Here is a 17,720-nt window from a genome sequence, read left to right as displayed (position 1 = left end):
CAGTGGTGATCTGAACTGCCCTGTGCTCACGACCCGTCAAGGAGCGGAGGCGAGCTGCCGGAGTTTGCGGACCGGCATCGTGTGGTTCACGGTCGCTGCCGCGCCGGCCGACCAGCGCAGGACCATGGAGCTGCCGTCGACGTCGACCAGGTCCGGTTCTCCGAGTCCGGCCGGTTCCCCGGCGACTTTGATGTCGACGCCGAACTGGTTGGTCCAGAAGTACGCGGGAAGCGACGTCTTGCTCACGTCCTCCCCCAGCAGTGCGTCCGCCGCAACTCGCGCCTGCTCCACCGCGTTGGTCCAATGCGGACGGCGGCATGCACCGCGGACCACCGCCGCATCCCCCGCCGCGACGATGCCGTCCGCGACGCGGCCGCGGGAGTCGGTGACCACGCCACGGTCGAGCGTCAGGCCGGAACCGGTGAGCCAGTCGACAGCGGGTACGTCCCCGACCGCCGACACGATCACGTCGGCGGTGAGCAGGTCTCCGTCGGCGTCGACGCCCTCCAGCGTGCGGGATCCGACCAGCCGGACGCCGGCGGGCACCGTCCTGAGCGACACTCCGTGCTCACGCGCGGCATCCGTGACCACCTCGGCGAGGCGCGGCCCGAGCACCCGGCGCAGTGCCGGATCCCGGTCGACCACGGTGACCTGGAGACCGCGGGTCCGGCACGTCGATGCGATCTCCATGCCCAGCAGTCCCGCTCCGACGACCAGGACGCTGCGGGCGCGGGTCAGGTCCTCGCGCAGTGCCACGCAGTCGGCGAGCGTGCGCAGCACCCGTTCTCCCGTCATGCCGGGAGGGCTCAGCCGTCGGGCCCGTCCTCCGGTGGCGATCACCAGGCCGTCGTAGGGCACCGGGTCGCCGTTGTCGATGATCACCCTGCGTGCCCGGGTGTCCAGTGAGACCGCCCGGGTCCCGAGCCGCACCACGACGCTGTCGTCGAGGGGCGGCAGCGCGGTGGAGGCGTCCGTCGCCTCACCGGACAGCACGGTCTTGGACAGGGGAACGCGGGTGTAGGGCTGTTCCGTCTCGGCGCTCAGGAGGGTGAGCGTCCCGTCGAACCCCCGCACGCGCAGCCAGCTCGCGGCGGTCACCGCCGCGATCGAGCCGCCCACGACGACGATGCGCCTCACGACGTGGCCCGCAGGGCCGCGACCGGGCAGGAACGCGCCGCCGCGAGGGCCGTCGCGGCGGCGTGGTCGCCGCCGGGGACCAATTGCACCATCCCGTCGTCGTCCACGCGGAACACCTCCGGTGCGATGGCCTCGCACACCGCGTGTCCCTCACAACGGCCGGGAATGAGTTCGATGCTCACGGTCACACCTTTCTGGTGGTCACGGTGACCGGCAGGCTGTCCAGCCCGCGGATCACATTGTTCAGATGCCGGCGTGGCGGGCCGGCGAGTTCGATGGAGTCGACGCGGTCGAGCAGGGCGGAGAAGACCGCCTGCGCCTCCATGCGCGCCAGGCCCTGGCCGGCGCAGCCGTGGACGCCGTATCCGAAGCCGACGTGGCCCGTCGGCGCCCGGTCGACCCGGAAACGGTCGGGATCGGTCCACTCGCGGGGGTCCCGGTTCGCCGAGCCGAACAGCAGGCTCACCTGTGCCTGCTCCGGGATCACGACGTCCCCGTACCTGACGGGGCAGGTGGTCCTGCGGAAGAACATCTGCACGGGCGATTCGTAGCGCAGGATCTCCTCGAACACCGAGGGCACGAGACTGCGGTCCTCTCGCAGCGACCGCCATGCCCCGGGTCTCTGCGCGAGGAGCCACAGACCGCTGCCGATCGCGTTGATGGTGGTGTCCATGCTCGCCACGAGGTAGGCCCGCAGCAGCGGTACGACCTGGTGCTCGCCGATCACGCCCCGGTCGGCGGCGCGGTGGACGGCCTGGCCCCAGCCGCCCGGTTCGAGGTTGTCCCGGCTCATCATGGCGGTGAGTTCGTCGAACAGCGTCTCGGCGACCGGCAGGGACTGTCTGGTGCGGTCGTTGAGCGGGCCGAAGGTGTTGAAGAAGGCGTCGGCGAACCGCAGGACCTCCTCCCGTGCCGCCAGGGGCATGCCGATCAGGTCGGCGACGACGCTCACGGGGAAGACGCGGGCCAAGTCGCGGACCACGTCGAAGGTTCGGCGCTCCACGAGCGGGGCGACGAGCTCTTCGGCCCGGCGGCCGATGTCCGTCCGCAGTGTGGCGAGGGCGCGCGGCGCCAGGCTCTCCGACAGGACACCGCGCAGCACGTCGTGTTCGGGTGGGTCCGACGCGAGCACACCACCGCGGCGCCGCTCGTTCAGAGCCGGGTCGAGGCCGACGCTGTCGACCGAGGAGAACCGTCCGTGATCGCCCAACGCCGCGCGCACCTGCGCATACCGCGGCAGCACCCAGCAGCCGTGGCGCGACAGGTGGACCGCAGCCCCGAGATCGCGCAGCTCTTCGTACACGGGGTACGGGTCGTCGAGCACCTCGTCGGCGAAGAGGTCCACATCGGAGACGGGTGTGGTGGTAGAGATCATCCTTGCTTCCTGTCCGCTGTGTGGTCAGCGCGGCCGGCGGAGGGCCGGCCCACGAGGCCGGCCCTCCGCCGAACCGTCAGAAGGGGTAGGAGGCGTGCTGGGTGGCCAGCGTGATCCACCGCGTGTTGCTGAAGGCCTCGATGCCCCAGCGGCCTCCGAAGCGGCCGTAGCCGGAGGATCCCACTCCACCGAACGGCGCCTGGGGATCGTCGGCGACGGACTGGTCGTTGATGTGGACCATGCCCGTGCGCAGCCTTCGGGCCACGCGCAGGCCGTGCGTGCCGTTCTCGGTGATGATGCCGGTGGTCAGCCCCTGGTCGGTGTCGTTGGCCATCGCGACGGCCTCGTCGTCGGTGGCGAAGGTGTCGACGACGCAGAGCGGCCCGAACGTCTCCGCGCCGTGCAGGTCGGCGTGGGCGGGGACCGCGCTCAGGACGGTCGCCGGGTGAGAGGCGTCCTCGATCTCGCCGCCGACGAGTACGGTGGCGCCCTTGGCGACCGCGTCCTCGACCAGGGCGGCGATGCGGCGTGCCGCGAAGAGTCCGCACCGCTGGTCGGGGTCCGTGTTGACCAGCGGGCCGATCACCGTGGCCGGATCGGCGGGATCACCGAACGGCAGTGCGGTGACCTTGGCCGTGAACTTGGTGATGAACTCCTCGGCGAGCGACTCGTGTACGAGGATCCGGTCGGCGGACATGCAGATCTGCCCGGAGTTCATGAACGCCGCGAAGGCGGCGGCGTCCACCGCGTAGTCCACATCGGCGTCGTCCAGGACGATGACCGCGTTCTTGCCGCCCAACTCCAGCAGCGCGGGCTTGAGATGGCCTGCGGCATGGGCACCGATGATCCGTCCGACGTGGGTCGAGCCGGTGAAGTTCACCGCGCGTACCGCGGGATCGGCGATGAGGGCTTCGGCGGTTTCCGCGGCGTCGGCGGGGTCGTTCGTGATCACGTTGAGGACCCCGTCGGGCAGTCCGGCTTCACTCAGCAGGTCCGCAATGAGAAGTCCGGCGGACTGAGGAGCCACTTCGCTCGGTTTCAGCACGACCGTGTTACCGGCGGCGAGAGCGGCGGCAACCGCGCGGGTCCCGAGAATGACGGGGGCGTTCCACGGGGAGAACGCGGCCACCACGCCCAGGGGTTCACGCACCGCGAGGCTGAGGGCGCCGTCGTGCTGGGTGGCGAGCACTTCGCCCTGCGGGGCGGTGATCAGAGCGGCTGTCTCGCGCAGCAGCGCGGCGGCCAGGGTCACGTTGAACGAGGCCCACAACCGCGTGGCGCCCACCTCACCGGCCATCAGGTCCACGATGTGTTCGCGCCGCTGCTCCATCAGGTCGGCGGCCTTGACGAAGATCGCCCGACGAGCGTACGGGTCCAGCCTCGCCCAGTCCTCGAACGCGGCCCGGGCGGCGTCGACGGCGCTGCTGACGTCCTCGACGCCGGCCGCGGCCACGGTGGCGTACATCTGTCCGGTGGCGGGGTTGATGACGGCCGTGGTGCGCCCGGATCGCGCACCCTTCTCCTTGCCGTCGATCAGCAGTTCACGGGTGATGACCATGAGGGCGACTCCATTGTCGGGAAGGTCTGTGCGCGGGCACGGTCCACGCAGGCGGGCCCAGGTGGGGGTGACGTGACCATCCGCGAGGAGGGCTCCGGCGCCGCGGACCGTTCGCGACGCGGACCGCTTGGGACGCGGATGCCTTGGTCGGGGATGGATGGCCGGAGACTGCGGGCGGGGCCACCGGAGCGGTCGATGGCCCTCGTCCGTCTTCGAGCGTCAGCGGTACTCGACATCCATGAGGAATGAGGCGAGGTACCGCGCTCCACAGATCTCGCGGGCCGTCTGCCCGTTGCTGATGTCCTTCGCTGATGATGCTGCTCAGCGGGCTCCGGAGTCCAACACGGATGCCGGGACACAGCCATCGGAAATGGCGATTGTGCCCTGTGAATCGAAACCTTCGATCGGTGCGTGCGCAAGTCGTTGTTGGACCCCGGCCCGTGCCGATGGGCAGGATCGATGGAACAGCGAGCGCCGTGTGAAGCGGCCCGTGTGAAGCGGCCGGCGTTCTCGTGCCGCCACACTCGTGGGTGAGGCCGGTGTGAGGACCGGCTGGTGGACCGCCGGGCCGAAGATGACGCGGACCTCTGGACAAGAGCACCGCGCTCGCAGCGGATGCACACCGTGACAGCCGCGCCGGCTGACACGGCGACCGTCGACCTCGGAGCCCATGATGCCTTCAACGACCCTGCCCTCAAGCGACGTCGACCTTTTCGCCACGGACACGCTTCTCGATCCCCATCCGGTGTATGCGCGCCTTCGGGATGCGGGACCGGTGGTCCGGCTCAGCCGGTTCGACGCGTGGGCGTTGCCGCGCTACGAGCAGGTCGGTGCCGCGTTGCGTGATCACGAGACGTTCAGCTCCGCGTCCGGCGTGGGCTTCGCTGCCGGGATGAACGAGCTGATGGCCGGCGGCGTGCTGGCCTCCGACCCCCCGCACCACACCACCCTGCGCGTCATCCTCTCCCGCATGCTGATGCCCCGGGCGCTGCGGGACCTCGGCCCATCGGTGACCGCCGCCGCAGAGGACATCGTCGACCGCTTGGCGACCGGTGCGGAGTTCGACGCGGTGTCCGATCTCGCGGAGGCATTCACTCCGCGATTCGTCGCCGATCTCATCGGTCTTCCCGAGGAAGGCCGCGACCAGCTCCTCGAGTTCGGCGCCTCCACCTTCGAGGGCCTGGGTCCCGTGGGAGAGCGGACACCTGCCGCGATGCGACAGCAGCAGGCCCTGCTGCAGTACGTCACCACCACCGCCGCCAAGGACCGGCTCGCCGAGGGCGGTCTCGGCGCCCGCGTCTGGGAGGCGGTCGACGCGGGCGAGATCGACGAGGCCGCCGCGGTCACCCTCATGATGGCGTTCCTCGCCACGGGCATGGACACCACGATCCTCTCCCTGGCGGCCGCCGTCCGGCTGTTCGCCCAGCACCCCGACCAGTGGGACGCGCTGCGGGCCGACCCGTCGCTCGTGCCCGCCGCCTACCTCGAGGTTCTGCGCATCGCGTCTCCGGTCACCGTTTTCAGCAGGGTGACCACCAGGGCTTGGGAGTGCGACGGCGTCACCATCCCCGCGGGCGATCGTGTCGCCGTCATGTACGCCTCCGCCAACCGCGACGAACGCAAGTGGGACGACCCGGAGCTGTTCGACATCACGCGGAAGCCTTCCGATCACCTGACCTTCGGCGTCGGCATCCACGCCTGTGTCGGTCAGAACCTGGCCAAGCTGGAGGCGCACGCCCTGCTCACAGCACTGCTGGCACGGGTGCGCCGGTTCGAGATCGGCAAGCCGGAGTTCATCGTGAACAACACCCTGCACGGGCTGAGCAGCCTTCCGTGCCGGATCGTCACCTGAGCGAGCCGCGCGGGCGAACGCCTCGGGCGACAGCCGGGCCGAGCCACCGGCCGACATGGCCTTCATGGCGGCGGGTGGGCGGCGGGGGTCGCGAGCTGTCACGTGCCCGGGGCCCGCTGCGTGTCAGGGAGCGTCGGGAACTGCCGGCTGTCGTCAGGCCAAGTCGTAGACGGTGACGGGCACCCCGCGCCGGGTCAACGTATCCACGACGAGCGGCTCGACCAGTTCCCACCGGCCGCCGGCAAGTCCGCAACCGATCCGAGGCATGTGCACCGAGGCCCGAAGGTGCAGCGCACGGTCGGCGACGGTGGCGAGGGCGGCACCGATGGCTTCGTACCTGACGGGTGGGGTGCTGCTGGGACGGTAGCCGTGCTGGCCGATCATGTTGGCGACGAGGAGGTCTGCCTCGGCCGGCACGAACTGCACCGCGCCGAGCGCGAAACCGCTGGTGTCCCGGTCGCGTTACCAGGTCTTGTACGCCGTCCTGGTCTGCGGCCAACGTCGGGCGAGCGGCAGCACGAAGCCCTTGCCCCAGCCGCCCGCGTCGTTGCAGACGTGCGCGATGATCTTCGGGCCTTCGCCCTGGGGCGCGGTGGCATCGCCGACGACGTAACTGATCTCCTGAGTCACGACGCGACTCTAGCCAGCGGGTTTGCCAGGCAACCACGAGATTCTTTCGGTTCTCGCTCAGCAGGGCGGGGTCGGCAGTCGCCATCCCCTGGCCTTCGTCCTGGCGCAGGTCGCGTACGCGGTTCCCACCGGCGCGAAGTCCCTGGCCGCAATCACAGGGGGTATCCGACGCGCCGCCGACCGCGCTCACCTCGCTCGGCGCGCCCGTGCGCGACCGGCGGGGCCGGTCGCCCCGGCCGGGACCAGGATGCGCCGCCTCCTGCAACGCGTGGACGGCAAGACCGTCCGCGGCGCCCGCCGACGAGACGGCACCCAGGTTCACCTCCTCGCCGCCATGACCGCGGGCCGCCAGGTCATCGCCCGACGCGAGGTCCTCCCCCGATGCGAGGTCTGCCACAAGACGAACGAGACGAGCTTGACCGCGATGAGATCAGAGTTGATACTTTCATCAATATAACCTTGCGGTCAGCTTCCCGCCGACCCCGGCACCGACTGAGGCTCCATGATCACCACCCCCCGCAGGGACACAGCGCCACTCGTCGCCACCGGCCGTGCCGGAACCCGCGGCGTGCTGTTCGCGATGTGCCTGTCCCTCGTCCTGGTCGTCGCGTCCGTCTCCGCCCTCAACCTGGCCCTTCCCGAACTGGCCATCGACCTGTCGGCCTCCAACGGGGCACTGACCTGGATCGCCGACGCCTACACCGTCGCACTGGCCGCGCTCGTCCTGCCGCTCGGCGCGATCGGCGACCGCCTGGGCCGCCGCAACGTGCTCATCGTCGGCACGGTCGTCTTCGGCGCCGCATCCCTCGCCGCCTCGTTCGCGGACTCCACGACCACGCTGATCGTCTGGCGTGCCGTCATGGGCCTGGGCGCCGCGATGATCATGCCGGGAACCCTGTCGACGATCACCGCGGCCTTCCCGCCCGAGCGGCGCGCCAAGGGCGTGGCCACCTGGTCGGGCTTCGCGGCCGCCGGAGCGATCATCGGCATGCTCGCCGCCGGAGCCCTGCTGGAGTGGTTCTCCTGGCGCTCGATCTTCGTCGCCGGCGCCGCCGTCGCCGTGGCCGCCGCGCTCGCCGCCCTCCTGCTGGCCCCCAACACCAAGGACGGCCACCCTCACCGCCCTGACGTAGCCGGCGCGATCACCACCGCCGTGGCCATCGGCACCCTGGTCTTCGCCATCATCGAGGGCAACGAGCGAGGCTGGACCGAGCCTGTGGTGATCGGCGCCTTCGTCGTCACGGCCGCCGCCTTCGCCGCCTACGCCTACCTCGGCCTGCGCACCGAACATCCTCTGCTCGACCCCGCCCTGTTCGGCATCCGAGGCTTCCGGGCCGGCGCCGTCACCGTCCTGGTGCAGTTCATGGCCGTCTTCGGGTTCTTCTTCGTCGGCCTGCAGTACCTGCAACTCATCCTGGACTACAGCCCGTTGAAGGCCGCCGTCGCGCTGGTCCCGGTCGCGCTGGCGGTGCTGCCCACCTCCGCGGCCACCCCGCACCTGGTCCACCGTTTCGGCATGAAGGCAGTGATGTCGGTCGGCTTGCTCCTGCTCGCCGTCGGCCTGTACGCCATCTCCTTCCTCGGTGTCGGCTCCGGCTACCTGCCCTTCCTGGGCGGTCTGCTCCTGGCGGGCTTCGGCATCGGCTTGAGCGGCGCCGTCGGCACGGCGGCCATCACCGGCTCCCTCGGCCGGGGGCAGCAGGGCGTCGCCTCCGCCATGAACGACACCACCCGCGAGGTCGGTTCGGCGATCGGCATCGCCCTCATGGGCTCGATCTACGGAAGCCACTACCGCTCCTCCCTGCCCGACTCGGTCGACCGACTCCCCGCCGACGCGGCCGAATCCGTACGCCACTCGGCGGCCGCCGGCCTCCACGTGGCCGACCAGCTCGGAACCCGGGGCGCGCCCCTCGCCGACGGCGTCAAGAGCGCGTTCATGGACGGCCTGTCCGCTTCCCTGATCGCCGTGAGTGTCGTCGTGGTCGCCGCCGCGATCGGCGCCCTGCTGCGTGCGCCGAAGGCACCGCCGACGGCCGACTGATCTCCCATGACGGAGGGTCGGCGAGGAGCCGGTACGTACCCGCTCCTCGCCGACCTCGGAATGACCTCGCCGCCGACCGGAGTGACGTGGCGACCCCCTCCGACAAGCCACCGTGACGCTCACCAGCAGCACAGCGGACCGACCACTCCCCCGGACAAGACCGCTCACCCTCGACGCTCCGGGGTTCGCACTTGACACGACCGCTTATCGGTAACAGTGTAGCCATTATGAGTACCTGGTCTGAGCCGCAGCCCGACTCCCGGTTCGTCGCGGTGGACGGTCTGCGCATCCACTACAAACGCGCCGGGCACGGTCCGGCTCTCGTGCTGCTGCACGGCAGCGGTTCGTCACTGCAGCACTTCGACCGTGCGGCGGCCCTGCTGTCCGAAGCGTTCGAAGTCATCCGCCCCGACCTGCCGGCGTTCGGCCTGACCGGCCCTCGAAGGGACCGCGACTACCGCGTCTCCACGTACGCCGCGACGGTGGCGGCCTTCGTGGCGGCGCTGGAGGTGGAGCACTACGCGGTGGCCGGCAATTCGCTGGGCGGCAACATCGCCTGGAACCTCGCGCTGGACCACCCCGAGCGGCTGACCGGCCTGGTGCTGGTCAATGCCACCGGATACCCGGAGAAGGAGATGCCCGCGGGCATGCGCCTGACCCGCAACCCCCTGCTGCGGCCCGTACTGCGCCGTGTGATGCCGCGTGGCGCCATCGAGCGCAACCTGCGCGCGAACGTCGGCCCCCGCTCGACGATCGTGGACGACGCCATGGTGACCCGGGCCCATCAGCTCATGAACCGGCCCGGTAACCGCTCGGCCTTCGTCGACCTCTGCAACACCGACCAGTCCGACCGCAGCGCGCAGATCCCCCGCATCACCGTGCCCACGCTCGCGCTGCGCAGCCCGGGCATCGACGGCCAGCACTTCGCCCGCGACATCCCCTGCGCCCAGGAACTGACCCATCCCCACGGCGGACACCTGCTGCCGGAGGAGGAACCGCAGTGGGTCGCCGACGCGATCACAAAGTTCCTCACTCCTCTCACCGACACCCCCACGCACTGAGGCCAGGAGGCCCGTTCCCATGAAGTACTTCGTCGCAGCAGGCGAGGACCGGCAGCTTAACCCCGACGCACGGCAGGATCTGTCCGGCAGTTTCATCGAACTGTCCGACGGCTTCACCCACTACGAACTGGCCGGCCCCGAGGACGGCGACCTGGTCGTGATGGCGGGCGGACTGACCATCCCGCTGTTCTACTGGGACAGCCTCGCCACCGAGCTTCACAGCCGCGGGCTGCGGACCCTGACCTGCAGCGCGTACGGCCGCGGCTACTCGGACCGGGTACGGGCGCGCTACGACGAGACGCTGTTCGCGCGGCAACTGATCGAGCTGACGCAACGGCTCGACCTGACGGGGCGGCCACTGCACCTCGTCGGCACGTCCATGGGCGCGCTGGTCGCCATGACCTACGCCGCCCGGTACCCCTCGTCGGTGTCCACCCTCACCATCGTCGGACCCGCCGGTCTCGCGAAACCCCGGCCGACATCCCCGCACCGGCTGCTCCGCAGCGACCTGCTGGCCGGCCTCGTCGCCCGGCAGCGTGGCCGTCGGATACTCCAGGGGCACCTCGGACACAACGTCCGCGACCCCGAACTGGGCGCGGAACTCACCGAGATGGTCCTCGACGCGTTCCGCTTCGAAGGGTCGCTGTACGCGGTCTTCGACACGCTGCAGCATCTGCCGGCCACCGGCCGCGACGACCTCTTCCGGCAGACGGGTGCCCTGGACATCCCGACGTTGCTGCTGTGGGGCGAACAGGACGAGGTCACGCCCCTGGCCCACCTCGACACGGCACGCCGGTTGCTGAAGCCCCGGCGCCATCACGTCATTCCCGAATGCGGCCACATGGCCCCCTTCGAACGGCCCCGCGACGTCGCCGATCAGATCGCCCCGTTCGTGGCCGCTCGCGGCGAAAGGCTCCACTCGTGAACGACGCACAGGTCATCGACGTCCTGGTCGTCGGCGCGGGCCCTTCGGGCTCCGCCGTGGCGATCGATCTCGTACGGCGAGGACTCGTCGTACGGATCATCGACAGGTCTCCCCATGCCTTCGACGGCTCCCGTGCCAAAGGCGTCCAGCCCCGCAGTCTCGAAGTCCTGGAAGACCTCGGTGCCTTGAAAGACGTGCTGGCCGGCGGCAGCGTCTACCCCCGGCTCGGGATCCATGCGGGACCTCTCGCCGTGCCGTGGAAGATGTTCCCGGACAAGGAAGCGACACCGGACGTTCCCTATCCGAATACCTGGTTGATCCCTCAGTTCCGCACGGACCGCGCCCTGCATGCCCGGCTCGGCGAGCTCGGGTGCGAGGTCGAGTTCGGTCGTGAACTGACCGAGCTGACCCAGGACGAGGACACCGTGGTCGCCAAGGTGGCGGGTGCGGACGGCACGCACGAGATCGTCGCCCGCTATGTCGTGGGCACCGACGGTGGTTCCAGTGCGGTGCGCAAGCAGCTCGGTGTCGGTTTCGTCGGGACGACGGACGAGAGCGACCGGATGCTCATCGTCGACGCCTCGGTGACAGGGCTGGCCCGTGACCGGTGGCATATGTGGCCTGGCCTGGGCGGCAAGTTCATCGGAGCCTGCCCGCTGCCCGACAGCGACATGTTCCAGTGGATGATCCGCCTCACGCCGGACGAGGAACCACCCTCGGAGAAGCACGACATCATCCGACGGATCCACGACCACACCCGCGACCGGCGCATCCGCCTGCACGGCATCCGCTGGACGTCGGTGTTCCGGCCCAACATCCGCCTGGCGGAGAGCTACGGCCGCGGACGGGTCTTCCTCGCCGGTGACGCCGCGCACGTGCATACCCCGGCCGGTGCCCAGGGCCTGAACACCGGCATGCAGGACGGTTACAACCTCGGCTGGAAGATCGCACAGGTCCTCGCCGGAGCGGACCCGGCGCTGCTGGACACCTACGAGGCCGAGCGGCAGCCGATCGCCGCCGGTGTCCTGGGCCTGTCCACGGCGAAGTGGGGAGGCATCGCCAAGCTGGATCCGTCGAGCATGAAGCGGGGCAAGGACGAGCAGCAACTCGCCCTGACCTACTACGGCGGCCCGCTCGCCCCCGCCGACGGCATGCGCACCGAGACCCTGCGCGCGGGCGACCGCGCCCCGGACGCCGAACTGCGCGGCGCCGACGGCGCCGCGATCCGGCTCTTCGACGTCCTCCGCGGGCCGCACTTCACCGCTCTCGCCTACGGCCCCCGCGCCGTCCGCGACCTCGAACACATCGCCTGGCCCACGGCGGGCGCACCGCTCAAGCGACTCGCCGTAGGTCCAGCCGCCGCCGACGGCCTCGGCTTCGGCGACTCTGCGAAGAGCCTGCGACGCGCCTACGGCCTGACCGGCGACACCCTGCTGCTGATCCGCCCCGACGGCTACATCGGGCACATCGCCACGTCGGGCTTCCTCGCCACCACACAATCCGCCGCACGCGCCATGACGCCGTAGCCAAGGAGCCGCACCATGTCTCAGCCGAGCCACAGCACCCCCGTCCGGGGAGCCACCGCATGAGCCGCGTCCTGCTGCGCGGAGCGCGGGTCATCACGATGGTGCCGGATCGACCCGACGCCGAGCATGTCGACATCCTCGTCGACGGGGACCGCATCGCGGCCGTCGGAGAGAGCGTCGAGGCACCCGACGCCGAAGTCGTCGATTTCTCCGGCCGGATCGTCATCCCAGGGCTGGTCAACGCCCATCTGCACACCTGGCAGACGGCACTGCGCTCCGCAGGCGCCGACTGGACCCTGGTGCAGTACCTCACCCACCTCCACGGCGAGTGCGTCGGGCATTACTCCCCTGCCGACATGCACATCAGCAATCTCGTCGGCGCGCTGAACCAGATCAACTGCGGAACGACCACCGTCGGCGACTGGTGTCACAACGTGCTGTCACCCGAGCACGCCGACGCGGCCGTCGAGGGCCTGGCGCAGGCCGGTATCCGGGCCGTCTTCCTGCACGGCACGCCCTACCGGTCGCCGGACGTCCCCCACCCCCTCGCCGAGATCGACCGGTTGCTCGAAGGACCCGTGCGCGATCACGCCCTCCTCACCCTGGGCATGGCGCTGCAAGGGCCTCAGTACTCCTCGCCCGACACCGCCGTGGCCGATTTCCGTGCCGGCGCGGAACGCGGTCTCGTCGTCTCGATGCACCAGAGCGGCGGAGAACCCTCGTCCGGCTGGGAGGCCGTGCGCGACGCCGGGCTCTTCAGTCCCCTGACCAACGTCGCACACGGGATCGACCTGCCCGACGACTGGATCAAGAGGCTCGTCGAGGCGGGCGTCACCTTCACCACCACGCCGGAGAACGAACTGGGCCAGGGACACGGCACCCCCATCACCGGCGCCCTGCTGCGCCAGGGCGCGGCCCCCTCGCTCGGCACGGACATCGACACGGCCGTGTCCGGCGATCTTCTCACCGCCGCCCGCATCGCCCTGGCCCATCAGCGCGCCCTGGACCACGCCCAGCACCGGCAGGCGACCGGCATGCACGCCGGCACCGCTTCGATCACCGCCAGGCAGGCACTGGCCTGGGCCACGGTCGAAGGGGCCAGGGCACTGGGCCTTGCCGACCGGGTGGGCCGCATCGAGGCGGGCATGCAGGCCGATCTGGTCGCCGTCGACGCCCGTGCGCTCAACCTGTGGCCGGCGCACGACCCCGTCGCCACGGCTCTGCATGCCGGCATCGCCAACATCGAGGCCGTGATGGTTGCCGGCAGCTGGCGCAAACGCGATCACGCCCTGCTCGCCACCGGCCTCGACGACCTCAAACACCGACTCCGCGAGTCCGGCGAACGCCTGCTGCGCCATGTCCGACCCACGGCCTCCTCCGCCTGACAGCAGAAGGTGACGTGAACAGCTCCCTGGAGCGGTGACACCGGAGAATGCCGTACCGCTGCGCTGGTCGCGCCACGCGCGGCGGATCGGGTCGGGCTCGTGGCTCGGTCAGGCCTCGCGCAGGTGGGCAAGCCCGCCGAGGAGAAGTTCGAGGCCGAAGGAGAACTCCTCCTCGATCGGGACCGGCATCACCGCGGCCACGGTGACGGTGGCCGGGAACAGGTCCGGATCGATGCTCTGGAACGCGGCCGCGAGTTGTGTGTCGCCGGGTTGCCCTGTGCCGCCATGTCCGTTGACCTGTATGGCGAAGCCGAGCACGTAGCGGGCCAGGGTCGCGTACGCGTACGCGGCTGTGCGCGGCGCGAAACCGCTGTCGAGCAACACCGCGACGCAACGCTCCCGCAGTGCCATGGCGTTCGGCCCCAGCGGAACCTGCTCGACCAGCAGGCGGGCCGCGTTCCGGTGCCGGGCCAGGGCGTCGAACATGGCATGCGCACCCGTTCGCAGCGCCTGCTGCCAGCCCAGCGAGGACAACTCGTCGCCGTTGAACGCCACGGCGCCGAACATGCGGTCCACGACATGGGCGACCAGGGCGGCCCGGTTGTCGAAGTGCCGGTACAGCGTCGCCGTGCCCGATCCCAGGCGCAGGGCCAATGTCCGCATCGAGAGCGCGTCGGCGCCCTCCTCGTCCACGATCTGCAGTGCGGTCGCGACGATGCGCTCCAACGGGACGGGTGGCCGCCCCGGAGAACGCCGAGCCGATGCCGCACCCGCTTTGGCAAGATCAGGTTCTGCCACGGAAAGACCCACCTCCTCAGCCAGCACCATAACAGCAACGCCGTAGCCGATACGGGGCTCGCCGATCGGGGTCGAGCCCTGTCACACCGTGCGATGCCCTCGTGGAAGCGGAGGAAAGAATCTCTGGCGGCCGAAGCGGCTGCGGGAGCGGTCGCACAGTGCGCCGCAGACCGTACGGGTGATCAGGGCGCCGATCGTTCTCATCGGCCGGCTCCCGGGTCGGACGAGAGCCGTTCCCGCTGCCGCAGCCCCCTGGCTTCGGCGACGGGGAGGATCCGGCGCATCAGCCGGGGGAAGACTCCGGCGATCCGCTGGACACGGCCTGCGAGCGGCGGGAAGACGACCTCGACGGGTTTGGTGGCGAGGGCGTCGAGGACCGCCCGGGCGATCTGCTGCGGTGCGTAGGACTTCTCCGCGAAGGCGATGGCGCAGGACGGGTCGGCCATCTCCTGTTCGAGCATCGCGGTCCGGGTGGACGGCGGATGGACGATGGTGAAGTCCAGCGGTCCGTCGCGCTCTTCGATGGCGACGCTGTGGTGGAAGGCCCGCAGACCGTACTTCGAGGCGCAGTAGGTCGCGTATCCGGGCAGGGGCAGGAACGAGGTCATGCTGCAGACGTTGACGATGTGGCCGTGGCCCTGGGCGGTCATCCGCTCCAGCGCCGTACAGACCCCGGTGATGGTGCCGAGCAGGTTCACCTCGACGATGTCACGGTGTTGCTGCTGACGGAGGTCGCGTGCCACTCCGGTGTGGGTGATGCCCGCGTTGTTGACGAGTACGTCGACTCCGCCGAAGGCCGATTCCGCCGCCTCGAAGGCCCTGGTCCATTCCGCGGAACTGCGGATGTCCAGCGCGCAGGCGGCGGCTCTGGGACCCAGGCCGCGGGCGCGGCTGACGACAGCTGCTTCGTCGACGTCGGTCAGCATCACGCGATGGCCGCGTGCGACGGCGAGTTCCGCGATGGCAGCGCCAATGCCGTTGGCGGCGCCGGTCACCAGGACGGTCTGCTCCTGCTCAGCTTTCCGGCCCATGGCCACACACTCCCTCGTACATGTCGTTTCGGCGCCCGTCGTCCGTCATCAGGTGCGTCACAGCCGCACCATCTCGATACGGCCGCCGTTCAGGGCTGCGGCGCGGACGGGATCGTCCGTGGGGACGGTGGCGGCGAAGAGGGTGCGTCCGTCATGGCCCGCCACCAGGCAACTGAGGGTCTGCTGGCTCGTCGCCACTCGATCGAGGATCCGGCCGCCCTCCGCCACGCGCACGCATTCGCCGCGCAGGGCGTTCGCCACCCAGACCGTCTCGCCGTCGGTGTCCCAGGCGATGCCGTCCGGTGCGACCGGTGACGCGGAATGCTTGGCTACGGCGGGACGGTCGAGGAGGGCGGAGATCCTTCGGGTGATGCGTCCGGGCAGTCCCGGATGGTTCAGGAGGCGCCACAGGAGCGGTGAGATCAGAGCGGCCCAGGGCTGCGGGCCTTCGAGCGTGCCGTCGCCGTCGCCGTTGACGGGGAGGCGGGTGAGTCGCATGGCGAGTGTTTCGGCCACCACGAGAGCCGAACCGTCGGCCGTGAGAAGCATGCCGTTGGGAAACAGCAACGGCTCCGACAGCCCGATCACACGTCCGTCCGGGGCGAGGCGGGCGACCGGTGTTCGCGGAGGGCCGGGCGGCGCGTAGAGCAGAGAGTTCGGGTGCTTGCGCGTGAAGGCGTGGTAGTCGAAACCGAAGTTGCCGACGTACGCCCGCCCTTGCGGGTCGACCAGCATGTCGTTGACCGGCCCACCGACGATGTGGCGCAGGTCGGTGTGCTCGACCAGGTCGCCGCCCGGTTCACGCCGGTACACCCGGCCCTCGTCCATGGACACGACCAGCAGGCGACCGTCGGGGAGCCAGCCGAGCCCGCCGGCCCGGCCCGGCACCCTCAGGACCGTCTCCGGCGCCCCGCTGCCGTCCCAGCGATGCACCGTGCCGTGCGCCAGATCGGAGAACCACAGCGCCCCCTCGTGCCAGCGCAGGCATTCCGGAACACCGAGGCCGCTCAAGGCGAGCGCTGCCGTCGTTTTCATTCAGCCACTCCTCGGGCGACCGGCTGACAGGGCTCGCACCACCGCAACCAGAAGTAGGACACTTGTACTGGACAGTTGACTTGTACGGGTGACCGTCTCATTCCGAGTGAACCGAAGTCAACGTTCCGGCGGGAGTCTTCGTGGCTGAGGTGCGAGCCCTCGGAGCAGGCGACGCTCCGGCGGGCGCAGGCGGGTTGGGGCGGCATGCCCGGACGCGTGCGGAGTTCTTCGCGCGGGGCCGCCGGTGGCCGACGTCGGAGCTGTCGCGACAAGTGACACGCGACGGCTTCGGCCGGCGAAAACCGAACCAGTGGGGCCCCGACCGAGGCCGCAGCGCGGACCGGAACGCGCCGCCACCGAGAACTCCGGGCCGGCAGCTAGTCCTTGCTCTCGGCGAGGGTCAGAAGATGCTCGCCGGTCAGACGCAGCACCGCACGGCTGTCCTCGCCCTTGCGGTCGACCAGCCAGCACAGGATGAGACCGTCCAGCACCGCGTTGAGGTAGCGGGCAAGAACCGGTACAGGAGCGGTCCAACGGATCCCCTCGGCCTCAGCGGCCTCCACGAGGAGCCCCTGGTGGACGTCCAGGTAACTCTGATACTGCCGACGAGCCAGTTCCTCGAACCCGGCCTGCCGCAAGGCATGGTGCGTGAGTTCATAGGTCACCTGGTGCTCTCCCGGGCCGCGTTCCACACCGTCCCAGAACGCGCTCAGGCTCTTGGAGATCCTCGCACCGAGGTCGCCACCCTCCTGAAGGGCGTTCCGCGCCGCGTCGGCACTCCGGGCGGTGAAGCGGGTGAGGACCTCCTGCAGGAGTTCTTCCCGGGAGCTGAAGCAGTAGTGGAAAACACCCAACGGCATCTTCGCTTCGTTGACGATCGCGCGCGTTGTCGCCTTCGTCACTCCGTCGCGGACCATCACCCGGAACGCCGCCGCAATCAGCTCTTCCCGTCGGTCCTTCGCCGCCATGCGAGCCATGCAGTCCGCTTTCCCCTGTGAGATCGAAACGCCTGTTCACACGCATGGTAGCGCAGCGTCTTGGACGAGCGACCAACATGTGGTTGTCGGCCCAGGAGTTGTCCTTGACGTTGATCCACAGCGGGCGCGAGCCGACGGTCTCGCCGAGCGGGGCGTAGTACCGGTCGTCGTCGGTGGCCACCTGGGACAGATAGACCTCCGGCAGGGCGTCGGGCTTCACCGAGTCGGCGATCGGCTTGAGGCCCTTCCAGAATTCCGACCTGGCTTCGTCTGGCATGGTGCGGCTCCTTTTCGTGCAGGTGGCCGACAGTGAACCCCCGGAGCCGGGTCGAGGTCTTTCCCGAAGGAGACATGGCGGATTGCCTGTTCGGAACATTCCCCGCGCCACA

At 70.0% G+C, this 17,720-nt stretch carries 14 protein-coding genes and 1 pseudogene; 6 read left to right on the top strand and 9 right to left on the bottom strand.

Annotated features, from left to right (window positions below):
* Positions 1-36: 36 nt before the first annotated feature.
* The 4 genes from SCAB_RS43185 to SCAB_RS43170 all read right to left on the bottom strand — a co-directional run bounded on the left by SCAB_RS43185 (position 37) and on the right by SCAB_RS43170 (position 4,070).
* Positions 37-1,137: an NAD(P)/FAD-dependent oxidoreductase gene (locus SCAB_RS43185; protein WP_013006397.1), complete on the bottom strand. Its 1,101-nt coding sequence runs from the start codon at positions 1,135-1,137 to the stop codon at positions 37-39.
* Entirely contained in the window at positions 1,134-1,319 is a 186-nt protein-coding gene (locus SCAB_RS43180) for a ferredoxin (protein ID WP_107285645.1), read from the bottom strand. The genes SCAB_RS43185 and SCAB_RS43180 overlap by 4 nt, the downstream gene beginning before the upstream one ends.
* Before the next feature lie 2 nt (positions 1,320-1,321).
* The gene (locus SCAB_RS43175) at positions 1,322-2,512 is read right to left on the bottom strand and encodes a cytochrome P450 (protein ID WP_013006395.1); all 1,191 of its coding nucleotides are present in this window, start codon (positions 2,510-2,512) and stop codon (positions 1,322-1,324) included.
* Positions 2,513-2,588: 76 nt separating this feature from the next.
* Complete coding sequence (locus SCAB_RS43170) at positions 2,589-4,070, bottom strand: aldehyde dehydrogenase family protein (RefSeq protein WP_013006394.1); 1,482 nt, start codon at positions 4,068-4,070, stop codon at positions 2,589-2,591.
* A 775-nt stretch (positions 4,071-4,845) separates the two neighbouring features.
* Here SCAB_RS43170 and SCAB_RS43165 point away from each other — a divergent pair.
* The gene (locus SCAB_RS43165; RefSeq protein WP_231885208.1) at positions 4,846-5,922 is read left to right on the top strand and encodes a cytochrome P450; all 1,077 of its coding nucleotides are present in this window, start codon (positions 4,846-4,848) and stop codon (positions 5,920-5,922) included.
* Between the two features lie 153 nt (positions 5,923-6,075).
* Here the strand turns inward: SCAB_RS43165 and SCAB_RS43160 are convergent.
* Positions 6,076-6,552 (bottom strand): annotated as a pseudogene (locus tag SCAB_RS43160) (macro domain-containing protein).
* 502 nt (positions 6,553-7,054) lie between these two features.
* On the opposite strand from SCAB_RS43160, the gene SCAB_RS43150 reads away from it, so the two are divergent.
* The 5 genes from SCAB_RS43150 to SCAB_RS43130 all read left to right on the top strand — a co-directional run bounded on the left by SCAB_RS43150 (position 7,055) and on the right by SCAB_RS43130 (position 13,490).
* Complete coding sequence (locus tag SCAB_RS43150; protein WP_013006391.1) at positions 7,055-8,593, top strand: MFS transporter; 1,539 nt, start codon at positions 7,055-7,057, stop codon at positions 8,591-8,593.
* Between the two features lie 227 nt (positions 8,594-8,820).
* A complete protein-coding gene (locus SCAB_RS43145; protein ID WP_013006390.1) occupies positions 8,821-9,654 on the top strand; it encodes an alpha/beta fold hydrolase in 834 nt (277 codons plus the stop codon).
* A 19-nt stretch (positions 9,655-9,673) separates the two neighbouring features.
* The gene (locus SCAB_RS43140) at positions 9,674-10,579 is read left to right on the top strand and encodes an alpha/beta fold hydrolase (RefSeq protein WP_013006389.1); all 906 of its coding nucleotides are present in this window, start codon (positions 9,674-9,676) and stop codon (positions 10,577-10,579) included.
* On the top strand, positions 10,576-12,105 hold the full coding sequence (locus SCAB_RS43135) for an FAD-dependent oxidoreductase (RefSeq protein WP_013006388.1): 1,530 nt from the start codon (positions 10,576-10,578) through the stop codon (positions 12,103-12,105). Before SCAB_RS43140 ends, SCAB_RS43135 begins: the two co-directional genes overlap by 4 nt.
* Positions 12,106-12,164: 59 nt before the next feature.
* Positions 12,165-13,490 carry an amidohydrolase family protein gene (locus SCAB_RS43130; protein WP_013006387.1) on the top strand — a complete coding sequence of 442 codons (1,326 nt, stop codon included), beginning with the start codon at positions 12,165-12,167 and terminating at the stop codon, positions 13,488-13,490.
* Positions 13,491-13,598: 108 nt separating this feature from the next.
* On the opposite strand, the gene SCAB_RS43125 is transcribed toward SCAB_RS43130, so the two are convergent.
* The 4 genes from SCAB_RS43125 to SCAB_RS43110 form a co-directional block, all read right to left on the bottom strand.
* Positions 13,599-14,216: a TetR/AcrR family transcriptional regulator gene (locus SCAB_RS43125; protein WP_013006386.1), complete on the bottom strand. Its 618-nt coding sequence runs from the start codon at positions 14,214-14,216 to the stop codon at positions 13,599-13,601.
* A gap of 272 nt (positions 14,217-14,488) precedes the next feature.
* The gene (locus SCAB_RS43120; protein WP_041670227.1) at positions 14,489-15,319 is read right to left on the bottom strand and encodes an SDR family NAD(P)-dependent oxidoreductase; all 831 of its coding nucleotides are present in this window, start codon (positions 15,317-15,319) and stop codon (positions 14,489-14,491) included.
* 57 nt (positions 15,320-15,376) lie between these two features.
* On the bottom strand, positions 15,377-16,354 hold the full coding sequence (locus SCAB_RS43115) for an SMP-30/gluconolactonase/LRE family protein (RefSeq protein ID WP_013006383.1): 978 nt from the start codon (positions 16,352-16,354) through the stop codon (positions 15,377-15,379).
* Between the two features lie 377 nt (positions 16,355-16,731).
* Positions 16,732-17,322 carry a TetR/AcrR family transcriptional regulator gene (locus tag SCAB_RS43110; protein WP_013006382.1) on the bottom strand — a complete coding sequence of 197 codons (591 nt, stop codon included), beginning with the start codon at positions 17,320-17,322 and terminating at the stop codon, positions 16,732-16,734.
* Positions 17,323-17,720 lie beyond the last annotated feature (398 nt).

Source organism: Streptomyces scabiei 87.22 (assembly GCF_000091305.1).
Taxonomy (GTDB): domain Bacteria; phylum Actinomycetota; class Actinomycetes; order Streptomycetales; family Streptomycetaceae; genus Streptomyces; species Streptomyces scabiei.
Note: the sequence above shows the minus strand (reverse complement) of the source record. Positions and strands in the feature narration are given on the sequence as shown.

Excerpts from the sequence above, each read along its gene's own strand:
- SCAB_RS43175 (WP_013006395.1), bottom strand. The coding sequence starts at position 2,512 with ATGATCTCTACCACCACACCCGTCTCCGATGTGGACCTCTTCGCCGAC.
- SCAB_RS43170 (WP_013006394.1), bottom strand. The coding sequence starts at position 4,070 with ATGGTCATCACCCGTGAACTGCTGATCGACGGCAAGGAGAAGGGTGCG.
- SCAB_RS43150 (WP_013006391.1), top strand. The coding sequence starts at position 7,055 with ATGATCACCACCCCCCGCAGGGACACAGCGCCACTCGTCGCCACCGGC.
- SCAB_RS43145 (WP_013006390.1), top strand. The coding sequence starts at position 8,821 with ATGAGTACCTGGTCTGAGCCGCAGCCCGACTCCCGGTTCGTCGCGGTG.
- SCAB_RS43140 (WP_013006389.1), top strand. The coding sequence starts at position 9,674 with ATGAAGTACTTCGTCGCAGCAGGCGAGGACCGGCAGCTTAACCCCGAC.
- SCAB_RS43130 (WP_013006387.1), top strand. The coding sequence starts at position 12,165 with ATGAGCCGCGTCCTGCTGCGCGGAGCGCGGGTCATCACGATGGTGCCG.
- SCAB_RS43120 (WP_041670227.1), bottom strand. The coding sequence starts at position 15,319 with ATGGGCCGGAAAGCTGAGCAGGAGCAGACCGTCCTGGTGACCGGCGCC.
- SCAB_RS43115 (WP_013006383.1), bottom strand. The coding sequence starts at position 16,354 with ATGAAAACGACGGCAGCGCTCGCCTTGAGCGGCCTCGGTGTTCCGGAA.
- SCAB_RS43110 (WP_013006382.1), bottom strand. The coding sequence starts at position 17,322 with ATGGCGGCGAAGGACCGACGGGAAGAGCTGATTGCGGCGGCGTTCCGG.